The following is a 14547-nucleotide window of genomic DNA, read 5'->3' on the forward strand; positions in this document are numbered from 1 at the left end:
TCACTTCTTGAATTGCAGTAGAGGGAATTGACCGAACGTACTTCGGTGGTAATGATCGTGACGCCGCCTTCGTCGAAGACGGACCAGAAGTAAGAGAACGGGCGCGTTAGACGCCGGTCGAGTAGCGCAGCAGGCCAGCGACGCCGCCGAACGCGGTCAGTAGCTGTTCGCCTTTTTCGAAGTCAGTCGAGATGAACACCGTCTCGGTGCCCCGCTGGTCGGCCAGTTCCATCAGGTGGTCGATGGCGTCTTCGCGCTCGCCGTCCTCGGCGTCGACGGTGGCCCCACAGCGGGAGCACTCGTGGTCGTCGGTCCCGGCGCTACTGTTGATGAGTTCGTACTCATCGTGGCCGTTCTCGCAGGTGTAAGCGACCACGTCTTTCCGGAGGTCTTCGGAGATGAGCAGCTGTTCGACCGCGCCCATGTTGAGGTTCTGGCGCGTCTGGTCGAACCCGTAGGTGGCCTTGTCACCGTTGTGGAGCTGCTTGAAGAAGTCCTCCATGAGCTCCTTGTCCCGGAGCATCTCGTGTTCGGCCAGTACGTCATCGGCCGCGTCTACGAGGTCGTACAGCCCTGACTCGTCGGTGTAGGCCACGTCGAACTTCCCCAGCACCATGTCCTGTAGCTCGTGGTGGAGGTAGTCGCCGTCGAGGAACTCGTCTTTCGTCGGTGAGGGGCCGCCGACGAGGATCCCGTCAAGTTCGTGGCGGTCGGCGACGAACAGGTCGTTCGCCATGCCGGCGACCTCCTGATAGAAGTTGTCGATGGCTTCCAGCCGGAGGCGGGCGAAACGCTGGGCGGACTGGCCACCTTTCCGCTGTTTGCCCGGGACCAGTGAGGAGGCAGACTTGACGGGTTCGACGCGCTTGCCCTTCAGCCAGCCGACGTTGGCCTCGCGCCGGTCGAGCACGATGAGGCCGAACAGGCCTTTGTCGGCCAGCATGTGCTCTAGTGGCTCGGTGAGGAACTCCGAGTCACAGTGATAGCGGAACGACTCGATGGGGTCCGGTGGTGATTCGAGGACCTTCGTCACCATGTCGGTTCGGCCGCCGCCGGTGTCGAACGCGCCCGAGAACACGACCAGTCCGTTGTCGGGTGGCCGAACGTCGTAGTACCGGAGTCGGTCCTTGATAGAAGTGAGTGCGTCCTGCACCGCTGTCCGCGTGTCCTTCGACTTGATGTTCGAAGCCTCTGAGTGCTCTTGCGTGACGTGGGCGACGACGTCGCTGATCAGCTTGTCCTCGGGGATGTAGATAGAGACGAGTTGGGTGCCCGAACCCTGGTACCCCTTGAGTTCCTCGATGACCTTCCGGAACTCGTATTTCTGCTTGTCAGATTGTTCCTGTTCCTGCTGCTCGCTCATTACTCTATGTTGGCCGAGGTGGCGTAAGAACCTGTTGACAGGGAGCGAAGGGCGTGCGAGCAGCGAGGGGCGCGAACGAAGTGAGCGGTCCTCGTGTCGGAACGGCGACCGACGGGAGCCGTGGAGGAAGTGAGAAGCGCGGCCTTCGGATGAGACGAGCGGGGGAGGGACGACCCGTGAGTAGCGAAGGGCGCGAACAAAGTGAGCGGTCCTCGTGCCGGAACGGCGACCGATGGGAGCTGTGGTGAACGGGAGCGAAACGAAGCGTTCCGGCACAACTGGGAGAGGAGATGGGGCGGTCGATATGGCAGACGTACCCTTCTGCTGATCTGAGTGGCCGTACCCGACTCATCCCGGGGGATCAGTCACGTAGCGGTTCGACAAATGACAGTCGCATTTATATGACTGCCTGCATTGTACCCAAGCAATCAGACTATGGCGGGGTATGTGTGTACGATTGCGGGCGGCAAGGGCGGCGTCGGAAAGACGACGACCGCGGTCAATCTCGGAGCCGTCCTGCAGGAGATGGACTACGATGTGGCTGTCGTCGACGCCGATCTGGGGATGGCGAATCTCGGCTCGATGCTCTCCGTGGAGCCCGAAAAGAGCCTCCACGAGATCCTGGCTGGCGAGGCTGCCGTGAGTGAGGCCCTGACCGATGCACCGGGCGGGCTCACGGTGATTCCGGGCGAACAGTCGCTGGAGGCGTTCGCGGACGCTGACCCCGCAAAGCTTCGGAAAGTAATCAAGACGCTCCGAAATGCCTACGACGTGGTGCTGATAGACACCGGGGCCGGACTGAGCCACGAAGTCGCCGTGCCGCTCGGGCTGGCCGATGGAATCGTCCTCGTCACGACTCCCGATGACGTTGCGGTGGGTGATACGGTCAAAACAGCCCAGCTAGCGAACCGTATCGATGGGACCGTTCTCGGCGCGATCATCAACCGTGCGACCCGCCACACTGACGTCGCGTCCATCGCCGAGCAGATGGAGTTCCCGCTGCTTGCGGTCATCCCGGACGACCCGCAAGCGACGACCGAGGAACCGCTCGTGCTCAACGCCCCCGAGAGCACGGCTGCAGACGCCTATCAGCGGCTGACCGAGGCGCTTGAGGGTGTGTTCTTCCACGGCGAGAGTCCCGAAGTGGATATGGAGACGATACTCGACGACGAGTGGTTCCGTGACGATACCGAGGACCACTCCGATGTCGACGACGACGAGGACTCAGGCGGCGTGTTCGGGCTCTTTAACTGACCTCTCCGCGCCCGCTTGCTGTTCCGGCCTCAGCCCGCTGCTCCGCCGGCGTTTCACTGTTTCTGGGTTTCCGGAAGCGGCGGCCACAGCGTTGCGACCGTTTCCTGAATGAGCTGGGTCTGTGCCCGGCTCAGTCGCTCGGAGAGCGACGACGCAGAGATGTCCAGTTCCTTTGCCACGGCATCCAGTGATGCACGTCGCGGGATTTCGAAATGCCCCATTTCGTACGCCGTCCGTAGCGCTTCGAGTTGTCGGTCGGTGAGCCCGTTCCCGGGCGGCTTCGGCTCCGCATCCCGGGTCAGTCGCTCCAGGCTGAACTCAGCGTTCTGTTGCCAGAACGAGGAAAACTCGGTGAACGCCGTTCGGTCGGCGAACCAGCCCATTTGCTCCCACCCGTCAGCAGTCACGGTTATCTGTTCGATGATGGCGTCTGCCGTAGCAAGTGCTTCGAGTCCGTCCAGGTCGTCGATTTGGTCGCCGAGTTGCTCCTCGAAACTCAGTGCCGGCACTGCCTGATATCGTCGAGTGTCGCCGGCCGTCCCGATGCGCGTCCACTCCTGCACGTCGTAGGCGTTAGTGAGTGCCCGCTCGACAGCCTGCTTGGAACCGCCGGTCACGGTTACAATGAACAGCGGACGACGGCCGTGGTTGTACTGGAGGGAAAGGGTAATCGACGTCTCTGGGACCGTCTCTGCAACCGACACGAGCGGCAACGCATCGCAGTATATCTGAAACTCTGCAATGATCCCCATACGAACTCGCTCTACGTCGATGCTGAAGCGCCTGTCGGAACAGTGTGTCTGCCCCTGCTACACCCGCTCGTTTTAAAGGGCCCAATCACTGAGAGAACGGCTTAGCCCGACGGCGCGCGACCGTGTTGTTGTATGCAGCCAACACAACCGACAGATGAGATTGAAGTCGAATTCGAGCGCTACAGTGACGGCCAGCCACTCGTTCTCTTACACGGTGGGATGGCCCCTACGGAGTACTGGGGACCGGTCGTACCGGCGTTCGAGGGATATGGCGCTGTCGTTCCCCAGCGGCCGGGGTTCGGCACCTGTCTCGACTCCGCCACGGAAACGAGCGCCGACGAGGTACTGGACCGCGAGGTCAGGTACGTTCAGGCGCTTGTCGACGCTGTCGACGGAGACCCTATCCTGTTTGGCCACTCCTACGGCGCACTCACCGCTATCGAGGCCGCGACGGCTACGTCGGTTGAGGCGGTCATCGCGTATGAACCGGCGGTGCTCCCCGGTGACTACCGGGCCGACGCCGATCTCGCCGACCGAATGGCGTCGCTCATTCAGGACGGAAAGCGAGCGGAAGCAGTGAAACGCTACATCGAACAGGTTCTCCACCCCGACGGTATCGAGGACCTCGACGCCTGGCTTGCGGAGTGGCCCGTCTGGCCTGACTGTGTGGCCCTCGCCGAGGAGGTCGTCCGGATGAACCGCTCTGTCGAACAGTACCGGCTCCCGGATCGTCTCGATGTCGACGCGCCCACGCTCGTTCTCTCCGGAACCGACGGGCCGGATTTCCTCCGGCAGAGCGCGCGAAACGTGCACGACGCACTGCCACGGAGCCGATTCGTCGAGTTCGACGGCGTCAGCCACAGCGGTCCCGGCGAGGCACCCGATCTGATCGCAGCGGAAGTCGACGCGTTCCTCGAAAAATAGCTCGGTCAGCCGGACTGATTCGCCGCTTATCGCTTCTCACATCGGATATTCGACGTGGGCCGGACCTACATCGAGGTCGGCGCTTCAACGCCCAGCGCGTCCAGCGCGTTCGCAATCGCCGTTCGGGTCCCGTCGACGAGCGCGAGCCGCGCGGCGCGGGTTTCTGGGTCGGCATCGAGTACCGGACACTCCCGGTAGAAGGCGTTGAACGTCTCGGCGAGGTCGCGGGTGTAGGTGGCGACGGTGTGGGGCGTCAGGTCGTCCGCGGCTGCCTCGATGACGGCGGGGAACCGAGCCAGTTCGCGAAGCAGATCGCGTTCTTCCGGCTCCGACAGCGGGTCGAGATCCGGCTCGTCGGGGATGTCGGTCTCCACGTCGCCCAGAATGCCACAGCACCGCGCGTGGACGTACTGCACGTAGGGCGCGGACTGGGCCTCGAAGTCCAGCGCACGGTCCCATTCGAAGGTGATGCCCTTGGTCGGCTGTTTCGAGACGATGTCGTAGCGCACCGCGCCGATACCGACCTGACGAGCGATCCGGTCGATGTCGTCCTCGTCGAGGTCGCCGCGGGTCCGGTCGTCGAGTCTCGACTCGACCTCTTCGCGTGCACGGTCAACGGCTTCATCGAGCAGGTCGTCAAGGTCGATACCGGTTCCCTCGCGCGTACTCATTCCGCCTTCCGGGAGGTTCACCCAGGAGTAAAACACCTGCCGGAGTTGGTCGGTATCGTTTTCGAGCAGTTCCAGCGCCGCCGAGAGCTGATCGGCCTGCAGCTTGTGGTCCTCGCCGAGCACCGTGACGGCGCGGTCGTAGGTGTCGAACTTCCACTCGTGGTGGGCCAGGTCCCGAGTGGTGTACAGCGAGGTCCCGTCGGAGCGCAGGAACACGAGGTTCTTTTCGAAGTCGGGCAGGTCAAGCTGCCAGGCGTCTTCCTCGTAGACGGCGCAATCGAGCGCTTTCAGGCGGTCGACCAGCTCGTCCGTGTCGCCGTTGCGCATGAACTGCGTCTCCTTGACGAACTCGTCGAACTCCGCCGGGAGGCGACCGAGTGTGTTCTGCATCCCGCCCAGCACCGTATCCACTACCTCGGCGACGCGCTCGTAGGTCTCTTCGTTGCCCTCTTCGAGGCCCTGCAGAATCGACTGTATCTCGGTCTCTGCTTCCTCGACCTCCTCGGGGTCGCCGTCTTCGAGGACGGTGTTGCCCTTGCGGTAGTACCGGACCATCTCGTACTCCGGGGACTCCCGTTCGGGTTCGGGCAGGTCGTCTTCATCGAAGGTCTCGTAGGCCCAGGTGAACACCGCGATCTGCCGGCCTGCGTCGTTGACGTAGTAGTGGCGGTCGACGTCGTAACCAGCGTAGTCGAGGACGCGAGCGACGGCATCGCCGATGATAGGGTTGCGCGCTCGCCCGACGTGGACCGGGCCGGTCGGATTCGCGGACGTGTGCTCGACGACGACGCTGGTGTCGCGGTCGGGAAGCCGCCCGAACTCGCTCTCTGTGACCGACTGCAGAGTTTCAGCGAAGTACGCTTCACTCGGAAGGAAATTGACGTACGGCCCCTGTGTCGTCACGTCGCTGACGTAGGTGGGGTCGTCGGCGTCGATCGCGTCGGCGATGTCGCCGGCGACGTTTGGCGGCGCAGTACCGACCTCGCCGGCCAGCCGGAAGGCGACGCTCGATGCTAATACGGCGTCAACGTCCTCCGGGGGTTCCTCGATACCGAGGTCCTCGGCCGGCAGGTCGAGGGTTGTGAGTGCGTCGGCGAGAGCGTCCTCGACCTCCGCACGGAGCTGCAGGAACATACGCCCGGCTTTCGCGGCGGGGAGTAAATGGGTAACGAAACCCCGACCGTGTTAGACGGGCTGGTAGACTTCGAATCCACAGCAACCGCCAATAGTCAGCCGAGCGTCGAGAGAAACAGGGACAGCCGCCCGTCTCAGGTCAGGAGCCGCGGACCGAACACCATCAACAGGAGGCCGCTGATCATCGACACTGTGATTGCTATCGAGACGGCCGTCGTCACTCGCCGCCCATCAGAGACGGGCAGCCGCGAGACGAACGATTCGGTTGATGCCCGCAGGATGTGGCCGCCATCGAGCGGGAACGTCGGGATGAGGTTGAACTGGCCGATGACGAGGTTGATCCAGCCGGTCCAGAAGAGGACGTTCGCGAGCAGGAACACCGGTGTCGTCCCGAGCGCCCCGAGCGGGCCCTGAACGGTGTAGAAGTTCGTCGCGATTCCGGTAAAGCCGGCGAAGTTGTAGCCGAAGCCGCCAGCGACGCCGATGAACGGAAGCAAGAGCGTGCTGAAGATCCGCTGGGCGAACGAGAACTCGGAGACTGACGTGGGTGTGTCCGGGGAACCGCCGATGAATTCGAGGAACGCCGCCGCGGGGTAGGCGTCGATGCCGAAGTCACTGACCTGAATACCGCTGATCCCCTGCTGGATACTGACACCGATGATGCCGTTGTCGACCTGTTCGCTCTCGGCCATCGTTACCTCATACGTCTCGCGTTCACCGTCGACGTAGCCGGTGATCGTCACCTGATCACCGGGTTCGCCGCCCTCAAGGGCCTGCATCAGCGCCGCCCCGCTGTGTGTTCGTTCCCCGTTGACCGCGGTGATAATCATGCCTTCGCCGCTTGGCGCTCCTTCTCCGGCCAGCGGGCCGTCTTCAGCGACCAGCACGTACGCACCGAGCGGGGTCGTGACCGTCTCCCCGGACTCAGTTTCGACCGTTGCGACGGGATGGTTTCGAGCCGCCTGTTCGAACTCACTGCGGGTCGCTACTGCGGTCCCGTTGACAGCGACGATCGTCTCACCAGTCCCGAGTGGCGCGCTCTGGAGGGCCGCAGAGACGACGACAGACCGCTCAACGCTGACGGTTTCGGCGTCTTTGCGGGCCACTTCGACAGTCTGTGCGCCGCTTTCAGCGAGCACCGATTCGAGTTCCTGCTGGTTCTCGACCGACTGGCCGTTGACCGCCGTAATGACGTCACCCGACTCGATACCCGCATCGGCGGCGGGGGTTCCGTTGATCGGACTTCCGACCGGCACGCCGTCGACGACGGCGACAGCACCGGCGACCGGTCCGAACAGCAACAGAAGCGTGATGATCGCGAGCGCAAAGTTGTTGGTCACACCGGCCGTGTACATCCGAGTCTGCGAGCCGCGGTCGGTGCGGAGGAGTTCGTCTTCGTCGGGTTCGACGAACGCCCCGATCGGGATAATCGCCAGCAGGGCAAGCCCCATCGACTCGATGTCGATGTCCTCGACGCGACAGAACAGTCCGTGGCCACCCTCGTGGACGACGAGGCCAAGCAACAACCCGAGCACGATTTCCGGTGCGACTGACAGCGGGAGGAAGTCGTTCACGCCGGGAATCGCCAGCGCGTTCCGCGGTTCGTTCAGTGCGGATGGCTGTGGGTTGACGAGCGCCTGATAGGCTCCGAGCGCAACGAGGAGGAACGAGCCGACCATCACGACGAGTCCGAACCCGACGCCGAGGTTCCCCCAGGCGCGCCAGAACCGCTTTGGCCGTGCAAGCCAGTCGAGGACTGCCTTGCCCTTCTGTGTGTGAATTGTCGTAATCGGGCCGCTAAAACGAATATATTCGGGGACAACGCCGCGGGTCCGTAGCGCCATCGCGAGGAGGGTGTAGGCGACAAGGCCCGCGAGGACCCACGTCAGCGTACTCACCATTTGTCAGAAAATAGGTTTAGCCAAGCAAGAGGGTTTGGTTTGGGACACACTGCTGGCACATAGCGGCCAACGGTCAAGTGACTCTGTGGTAAACAACCACACAATGTACGACCACGTGCTCATTCCCGTCGACGGGAGCGACGAATCCACGGCAGCCACACGGCGTGGCCTTGCACTGGCCAGGGACTTCGACGCGACTGCCGAGGTGGTTCACGTCGTTGACCAGCGAGCACGCAGGCTCACGCGAACGGACCGCGAGAGCGGGCGTCTCCGGGAACACGGCGAGTCGGTCCTCACGGAGATCGAATCGCTCGCCGCTGACGCCGGCCAGCCCGTCACGACGGAACTGCTTGAGGGAAAACCGAGTGTGCAGATTGACGAGTACGCTCGCGAAACCGACGCAGGGGTCATTGTCCTCGGCCGACAGGGAATGACCGGTCTCGGGAAGCGACTCCTCGGTGGTGTCACCGAACAGATCTTGCACCGAACTGCGGTGCCTGTACTCGTCGTTTCCGACGGGACACAGGTGGAAAGGGATGAGTTCGATTACTCGCAGATACTCCTCCCGACTGACGGCAGCGCGAACGCCGAAACGGCGACGCGACACGGCGCGGCGGTAGCAGACCGGTGCGATGCGACAGTCCACGTCCTCAATGTCGTCGATATCCAGGCCGCCGGCGGCGCGTTCAACGCTGGTGGCCTGAACGAGGTGTTCATCGAACGACTGGAAGACAACGGACGTGACGCCGTCGCAGCAACCGCCGACGAACTCGGACAGATATCTCCGGACGTATCAGTCCAAACTGCTGTGGAACAGACGACCTCGCTCGATGGCGTCGCCGCCGGCATTCAAGAGTACGTCTCCGATAACGACATCGACCTCGTCGTGATGGCGTCACACGGCCGTTCGAACCTGAAACGTCAGATACTCGGCAGTGTCACATCGCAATTGCTCCGAACTGTCGATATCCCCGTGCTAGTGACGCCCCGCTCGACCTGAGCGGGTGGACAAACCATCCGTTCTATGTATCGTGCGAACGTATCACAACACGGTGCCGGACAATGCCAGAAACCTGCGGGATCTGTGGCGAGACGGTCCCGTTCGACGCTACCGTCCACGCGATGTTTCACACGCACAGCGAGACGGGCGTCATTGACGTGTACGTCTGTCAGGACTGCTACGACGAGCGGCTCGGACCGATGTTCGAGCAGGCCGACACGCAGGAACAGTCGCCCTGAACGCGCCCCTTCGATGGGGTGGTACAGTCTGGTAAGACCTGCTTACCCAGGCTCACTCGTTCCGACGGAACCGCTCCACAACGAACTCCTGATCCAGCTTCGCGATGAACGTCCCGAGCTGTGGACCTTCGGTATCGTCGAACAGCAGCCGGTAGCCGGCCGAGAAGAACTCGCTGATGTCGATGTCGTTTCGCTTTGCCGTCTCGTATATTTCAGACTGAATCGCCTCGCCGTCGTGGCCTTCGGCGATGAAATCGGCCAGCTCGTCCAGCGCGGCCGCCGTCGCGTCGTCGAAGGACACGTCGGGCATCTCCGCTCGCTTGAGTTCGTAGTTGAACTCGTTGTTCGTCAGGCTGGCCCACTCTTGAGCACGCTCGACGCGAGCGAGCGCCTGTTCGACGGCCCACTCTGGTGCATCGTCCGGGATGTGCCCCTCTTTCCGGGCGATCTGCTCCCGCTGTTCCGGGTCGTCAGTCATCCCGAGCACGGCTGCGAACGTGTAGGGGATCCGAACCCGCTGTTCGCGCGGTTCGTCTACGACCATCGGGTAGGCCCGCTCGGCGAGTTCCACTTCGTCCTCGCTCCCGTCCGCCTCATCGAAGTAGCGCCGCTCGAACCGATCGAACTCGTCGACGAGCTGGTCGACGTTCTCGACGGAGAAGTCCCGCTGTTTCCGCGGGTCTTTCACGAAGAAGTACTTGAACACCTCCGGTTCGAGGATGTCGAGCACCTCGTCGACGGTGATGACGTTGCCCGACGACGAGGAGAGCGGCTCGCCGTCGAGCGTGAACCACTCGTACACCATCGGGACCGGCGGCTGGATGTCCAGCACGTTCTCGGCGACATCTTCGCCCGATGGCCAGGAGCCCTCGGCGTGGTCCTTGCCAAAGGGCTCGAAGTCGACACCCAGAATCTCCCACTGGCCGGGCCATTCGAACCGCCACGGGAGCTTCCCATCCCGGAGCGTCGCCGTCCCCTCGTGACCACAGCCCTCGATAGTCTGGTCGCCGGCTTCGACGTCTTCACAGACGTATTCGACTTCGCCGGCGTCGAGGTCGACCGCGGTGACGCCTTCGGTTATTTTCCCGCACTCTGCACACTGTGGCAGGAACGGGACGTAGTCGTCGTCGACCTTGTTCTGGTACTCCGAGAGCACGTCACGGGCTCGGTCAGCACGTTCGAGCACGCGGCGCGTGACTGCTTCGAACTCGCCGTCGGCGTACAGCTCGGTGTTCGAGACGAACTCCACGTCGACGCCGACCAGTTCGGCGCTTTTCCGGAGAAGGGTCGTGAAGTGAGCGCCGTAGGAGTCACAGCAACCGAAAGGGTCTGGAATGTCCGTGTAGGGCTTCCCGAGGTTCCGCCCGAGTGCGCCGGCGTCGACTTCGCCGAGACCGACGACGTTCCAGTCGAGGTCGGCGAGCTGGCGGGGGACCGCCCTGAGACGGTCCTTGTCGTCGGCGGTGAACACCTGCCGAACCTCGTGACCGCGGTCACGCAGGGCCTCAGCGACGTAGTAGCCCCGCATAATCTCGTTGAAGTGGCCGATGTGGGGGACGCCCGACGGGGAGACGCCGCCCTTGATGACGATCGGCTCGTCGGGGTCCCGTTCCTCGATGGCGTCGGCGACGGAGTCAGCCCAGAACGCCCGGGAACCGCCGCGGCCGACCTCGTAGGGGTCTTCCGCCATCTATGCCTCCGGGAGAATCTCGGACCCTTCGTACTCGCCGTCTTCGACCGCGCGCACGACGCGTTCGGGGTCAGTGCCGTCGAGCACTATTGTCCGGATGCCGGACCGCTGGATGATTTTCGCCGCCAGCAGGTCGACCGGTGCGCTGCTGCCGGCATCCATCTCGATATCGGCAATCACATCGACGAGCTCGCTCGCGCCGAGTTCGTCGAACCGCGTCGCGTCGTCGTCCTCGTTCGGGTCAGCATCGTAGACGCCCGGAACGGATGTCGCGTAGACGAGCAGATCAGCGCCGACGTACTCCGCGAAAGCGGCCGCCACGGCATCGGTGGTCTGTGCGGCGACGATGCCCCCGAGTACGGGGATATCTCCGCGACGGATGGCTTCCCGGCCCTCGTCGTAGCTCTCCGCGGGCGTCGGCGCGGCGCGGTCGTCTAGAGCAGCGATGAGTAGCCGGCCGTTCAGCCGCGTGACGGCGATGCCGAGCTGGTCGAGTTCGATCTCGTTCGCGCCGAGATCGCGGGCGCTGCCGATGTAGTCACGTGCGGTCGGGCCACCGCCGACGACGGTCCCGAGCGTGTGCCCCTGTGCATCGAGCGACTGGATGGCGTCGGCGTAGTCTGCAACCCGGTCCGCATCGAGATCCGGGGCCAGTACGCTTCCGCCAATGGAGACGACGACTTTCATTAGCCCGCCGTAACCGCGATGCACTCTTAAGGGTTGTCAAGCCCACTGACTCCCGTCTCTATACTCGGTCCCTTCTGGTCCCCACAGCGACTGCTGTCGGCCGCACACCGGTAGGAATCTCCGTATGACGTGTGCCCGACGTGCTGACGCACGTCTGACAGACCTGCTGTGCTACCAGTGAATAATGCTGTTTGTTGGGGACACAAAGGGTGATATCTCTCTTTCACAGACCGTTCAAACCACCACGAGACTAGACCCAATTCATCGGCTTAGAGGCCTTTGTAAAACGTCTAAAAGAATATGGAACGGTCGTAAAAAATGCGTTTTAGCTCGATTTGTCCTGAAAGTGACCGAAGTGGCCTGAAGGTTCCCCCCTTTATATACTCCCGGCGGGGTTACGAAGAAGTGAGGTGACAAAGATGAGCGCTACTGCAACGCCCTCCGGCGAGGAAGAGCCCTCCAAAGAAGAGCGACTGAAGTCGTTCCTCGCAGAGAAGGCAAGTGACGGCGAGATGTATTTCAAGAGCAAGTTCATCGCTGACGAAGTCGGTCTCTCCCCGAAAGAGATCGGTGCCCTGATGGTCAAGCTCAAGGACAGCGCGTCCGAGATCAACGTCGAAAAGTGGTCGTACACGAGCGCGACCACTTGGCGTATCGAACCGGCGTAGGCGACTGGTCCCCGTGTACAGTTTTCGGACGGAGTACCTGCTACCTATGTGATCGTTCGCGGAGTATTTGTGCCCGCATCGTTTACAAATAGTCGATGAGTGGCTCCGCCGCCGACCCGCCGTCGCCTGACCGACTGGCCGGCGTGTTCTCCGTCTCGTCAGTGCGGCGGGTGGACGGAACGGTCCAATATATTGGCGACCCGCTAGTGCCACCGGCTGCCGTCGCTGAGCAACTCAGGCCGGTGTTCAGACAGCAGGGCTACGACGTTCGGCTCGAAGAACTCGGTCCCGAATCGGCTGCGACGGCTGCCGCGACGAGCAATGGGGGCACTACTATTGTCGGTGATCTGGACGCCGATGACCCGATTACTCCCAATGGTTCGTTGAACGCACGCCAGAACCAGTACGCGTTGATTGCGGAACCCATGGACACGGACTCCGGCGTCCCGTGGCTCAACATCGGGCTCCTGCTGGCGACTATCGCGTCGACGCTCTACGTCGGCGCGACTGCCTGGTACTACATTCCGGTCGCCGAGGATCCGCTTCGCGTGTTCGAGGCCTGGCCGTTCGTGGTCGCGATGCTGGGCGTACTCGGCATTCACGAACTGGGTCACTATGCCGCCGCCCGCTACCACGGCGTCGACGTGACGCTCCCGTATTTCATCCCGTTTCCGTCGTATCTCGGCACGATGGGGGCGGTCATCAACATCCGGGGGCGCATCCCCGACCGGACGGCGCTGTTCGATATCGGTGTCGCCGGTCCGCTGGCCGGCCTTGTCGCGACGACAATCGTCACGGTCATCGGCCTCTCGATAGACCCGATCACGGTCCCGGAACGGGTGGCAAACAGCGACACCGGCGTCATCATCACGTTCAATTATCCGCTCCTGTTCCAGGCACTTGAGGCTCTGGTGAACGCACTGGGGCTCGGGACCGAGGTCGGCCCCGGCGAGTCGGTTCACCCGATCGTGTTCGCCGGCTGGGCCGGGATGTTCTTCACGTTCCTGAATCTGCTCCCAGTCGGGCAACTCGACGGCGGCCACATCGTGCGGTCCATCGTCGGGCAGCGCCAGGAGACCGTCGCCGCTGCGGTGCCCGGCGCGCTGTTCGCACTCGCCGGCTACCTGTATTTCACCCGCGACCCGCCGCCGGTCGGCTTCGGTGTCTGGGGGCTGTGGGTGTTCTGGGGCCTGTTCGCTACCGGGCTCGCGTATGCGGGTCCTGCCAGACCGACCGTGGACACGACGCTGGACCGGCGGCGGACGCTGCTTGGCGTGTTTACGTTCCTGCTTGGACTGGCCTGTTTCACGCCGGTCCCGTTCGAGATCAGCGCGATCTGACCGGTAGCCCGTGTCGCGACTGGACCGCCCTCAGTGTGAGTACCCTCGGTCTGGCAGCGTCTCGCCATCGAGTGTCACGCCGCGTTCGGTGGCCGTGCCGATCTGGTGGAGCGGGCACGGTACTGCCTCTCTGGCTTCGGGCACGTCGGACTCGGGCAGCGTACAGACCAGCTCGAAGTCCTCGCCGAAGAACACACCCAGCTCCCTGCGCTCCTGTTCAGTCTCCGCAAGCGCGTCGACTTGCGCGTCTATCGGCAGTGGCTCCTCGATAGCGAAGCCACAGCCGCTGGCCTCGGATAACTGGTGGAGCGAGCGGGCCAGCCCGTCGCTCGAATCCATCATCGCCGTCGCGTGCGGTCGGAGCGCAACGCCCGCACGTACGCGGGGTTCGAACTGGAATAGTTCGTTCGCCTGGTCGGCGTCCCCCCGGTCGAACAGTTCGAGGGCGGCGGCCGACCGGCCGAGCGTTCCGGTGACACAGACCGCGTCGCCGGGCGAAGCGCCCGAGCGCCGGACCGGGTTGGCTGTGGAGCCGATGGCCGTCGTCGCGACAGTGAACTCATCGTGGCTATCCAGGTCGCCGCCGACGTACTCCGCGCCGACCGCGTGACACACGTCCTGTGCGCCGTCGACGAACGCCGCGAGTTCGTCCGCCTCGAACGACGGCGCGCCGTACGCGGCCACCGCCGCCGTTGCCTCGGCTCCCATCGCCGCAACGTCCGACAGCGAGGCCGCGACAGCACGCCAGCCGGCTGTGTAGCGGGTCGTCCCCGCCGGGAAGTCCGTCCGCTCGTGGAGCATGTCGGTCGTGATAACTTGCCCATCCACGACGGCGCAGTCGTCGCCTGCGTCGGGAAGCCGGTCGGCCATCTCGGCGAGTGCGGCCCGCTCGTCCATACCCCGTCGTCGGGTTCCCGGGGCAAA

13 protein-coding genes are annotated in these 14547 nt (G+C 63.4%); 6 read left to right on the forward strand and 7 right to left on the reverse strand.

The window, feature by feature from the left end:
* Nucleotides 1-106 precede the first annotated feature (106 nt).
* Complete coding sequence (gene prf1 / locus IEY38_RS10545) at nucleotides 107-1363, reverse strand: peptide chain release factor aRF-1 (RefSeq protein WP_188977633.1); 1257 nt, start codon at nucleotides 1361-1363, stop codon at nucleotides 107-109.
* Nucleotides 1364-1798: 435 nt separating this feature from the next.
* Here prf1 and IEY38_RS10550 point away from each other — a divergent pair, with 435 nt between their 5' ends.
* Nucleotides 1799-2617, forward strand: a complete 819-nt coding sequence (locus IEY38_RS10550; protein WP_170097603.1) for a MinD/ParA family ATP-binding protein — start codon at nucleotides 1799-1801, stop codon at nucleotides 2615-2617.
* A gap of 53 nt (nucleotides 2618-2670) precedes the next feature.
* Here IEY38_RS10550 and IEY38_RS10555 read toward each other — a convergent pair whose 3' ends face one another.
* Nucleotides 2671-3369, reverse strand: a complete 699-nt coding sequence (locus IEY38_RS10555; RefSeq protein ID WP_188977636.1) for a helix-turn-helix domain-containing protein — start codon at nucleotides 3367-3369, stop codon at nucleotides 2671-2673.
* Between the two features lie 132 nt (nucleotides 3370-3501).
* On the opposite strand from IEY38_RS10555, the gene IEY38_RS10560 reads away from it, so the two are divergent.
* Nucleotides 3502-4293, forward strand: coding sequence for an alpha/beta fold hydrolase (locus IEY38_RS10560; protein ID WP_188977638.1), 792 nt, complete (start codon nucleotides 3502-3504; stop codon nucleotides 4291-4293).
* Between the two features lie 65 nt (nucleotides 4294-4358).
* Here IEY38_RS10560 and argS read toward each other — a convergent pair whose 3' ends face one another.
* Nucleotides 4359-6098, reverse strand: a complete 1740-nt coding sequence (gene argS / locus IEY38_RS10565; protein ID WP_188977640.1) for an arginine--tRNA ligase — start codon at nucleotides 6096-6098, stop codon at nucleotides 4359-4361.
* 134 nt (nucleotides 6099-6232) lie between these two features.
* Nucleotides 6233-7999, reverse strand: coding sequence for a site-2 protease family protein (locus IEY38_RS10570; RefSeq protein WP_188977642.1), 1767 nt, complete (start codon nucleotides 7997-7999; stop codon nucleotides 6233-6235).
* A 103-nt stretch (nucleotides 8000-8102) separates the two neighbouring features.
* Between IEY38_RS10570 and IEY38_RS10575 the strand changes: the two genes are divergently transcribed.
* Together IEY38_RS10575 and IEY38_RS10580 are read left to right on the forward strand one after the other, a co-directional pair.
* Complete coding sequence (locus IEY38_RS10575) at nucleotides 8103-8999, forward strand: universal stress protein (protein ID WP_188977644.1); 897 nt, start codon at nucleotides 8103-8105, stop codon at nucleotides 8997-8999.
* Between the two features lie 62 nt (nucleotides 9000-9061).
* Nucleotides 9062-9238 (forward strand): hypothetical protein, encoded by a 177-nt coding sequence (locus IEY38_RS10580; protein WP_188977646.1) that lies wholly within the window; start codon nucleotides 9062-9064, stop codon nucleotides 9236-9238.
* A 52-nt stretch (nucleotides 9239-9290) separates the two neighbouring features.
* Here IEY38_RS10580 and lysS read toward each other — a convergent pair whose 3' ends face one another.
* Nucleotides 9291-10928 carry a lysine--tRNA ligase gene (gene lysS, locus IEY38_RS10585; protein WP_188977648.1) on the reverse strand — a complete coding sequence of 546 codons (1638 nt, stop codon included), beginning with the start codon at nucleotides 10926-10928 and terminating at the stop codon, nucleotides 9291-9293.
* Nucleotides 10929-11615 carry a UMP kinase gene (gene pyrH, locus IEY38_RS10590; RefSeq protein ID WP_005536188.1) on the reverse strand — a complete coding sequence of 229 codons (687 nt, stop codon included), beginning with the start codon at nucleotides 11613-11615 and terminating at the stop codon, nucleotides 10929-10931.
* Nucleotides 11616-12034: 419 nt separating this feature from the next.
* Here pyrH and IEY38_RS10595 point away from each other — a divergent pair, with 419 nt between their 5' ends.
* A complete protein-coding gene (locus tag IEY38_RS10595; RefSeq protein WP_004518404.1) occupies nucleotides 12035-12283 on the forward strand; it encodes a DUF7123 family protein in 249 nt (82 codons plus the stop codon).
* Between the two features lie 95 nt (nucleotides 12284-12378).
* A complete protein-coding gene (locus IEY38_RS10600) occupies nucleotides 12379-13623 on the forward strand; it encodes a site-2 protease family protein (RefSeq protein WP_188977650.1) in 1245 nt (414 codons plus the stop codon).
* Nucleotides 13624-13653: 30 nt separating this feature from the next.
* Here IEY38_RS10600 and thiL read toward each other — a convergent pair whose 3' ends face one another.
* Complete coding sequence (gene thiL, locus IEY38_RS10605; protein ID WP_188977652.1) at nucleotides 13654-14520, reverse strand: thiamine-phosphate kinase; 867 nt, start codon at nucleotides 14518-14520, stop codon at nucleotides 13654-13656.
* Nucleotides 14521-14547: the final 27 nt, after the last annotated feature.

This window comes from Haloarcula sebkhae (genome assembly GCF_014647415.1).
Classification (GTDB): domain Archaea; phylum Halobacteriota; class Halobacteria; order Halobacteriales; family Haloarculaceae; genus Haloarcula; species Haloarcula sebkhae.

What these genes read in the sequence shown, in the direction of transcription:
- prf1 (WP_188977633.1), bottom strand. Translation starts at nt 1,363, where the DNA reads ATGAGCGAGCAGCAGGAACAGGAACAATCTGACAAGCAGAAATACGAG.
- IEY38_RS10550 (WP_170097603.1), top strand. Translation starts at nt 1,799, where the DNA reads ATGGCGGGGTATGTGTGTACGATTGCGGGCGGCAAGGGCGGCGTCGGA.
- IEY38_RS10555 (WP_188977636.1), bottom strand. Translation starts at nt 3,369, where the DNA reads ATGGGGATCATTGCAGAGTTTCAGATATACTGCGATGCGTTGCCGCTC.
- IEY38_RS10560 (WP_188977638.1), top strand. Translation starts at nt 3,502, where the DNA reads ATGCAGCCAACACAACCGACAGATGAGATTGAAGTCGAATTCGAGCGC.
- argS (WP_188977640.1), bottom strand. Translation starts at nt 6,098, where the DNA reads ATGTTCCTGCAGCTCCGTGCGGAGGTCGAGGACGCTCTCGCCGACGCA.
- IEY38_RS10570 (WP_188977642.1), bottom strand. Translation starts at nt 7,999, where the DNA reads ATGGTGAGTACGCTGACGTGGGTCCTCGCGGGCCTTGTCGCCTACACC.
- IEY38_RS10575 (WP_188977644.1), top strand. Translation starts at nt 8,103, where the DNA reads ATGTACGACCACGTGCTCATTCCCGTCGACGGGAGCGACGAATCCACG.
- IEY38_RS10580 (WP_188977646.1), top strand. Translation starts at nt 9,062, where the DNA reads ATGCCAGAAACCTGCGGGATCTGTGGCGAGACGGTCCCGTTCGACGCT.
- lysS (WP_188977648.1), bottom strand. Translation starts at nt 10,928, where the DNA reads ATGGCGGAAGACCCCTACGAGGTCGGCCGCGGCGGTTCCCGGGCGTTC.
- pyrH (WP_005536188.1), bottom strand. Translation starts at nt 11,615, where the DNA reads ATGAAAGTCGTCGTCTCCATTGGCGGAAGCGTACTGGCCCCGGATCTC.
- IEY38_RS10595 (WP_004518404.1), top strand. Translation starts at nt 12,035, where the DNA reads ATGAGCGCTACTGCAACGCCCTCCGGCGAGGAAGAGCCCTCCAAAGAA.
- IEY38_RS10600 (WP_188977650.1), top strand. Translation starts at nt 12,379, where the DNA reads ATGAGTGGCTCCGCCGCCGACCCGCCGTCGCCTGACCGACTGGCCGGC.
- thiL (WP_188977652.1), bottom strand. Translation starts at nt 14,520, where the DNA reads ATGGACGAGCGGGCCGCACTCGCCGAGATGGCCGACCGGCTTCCCGAC.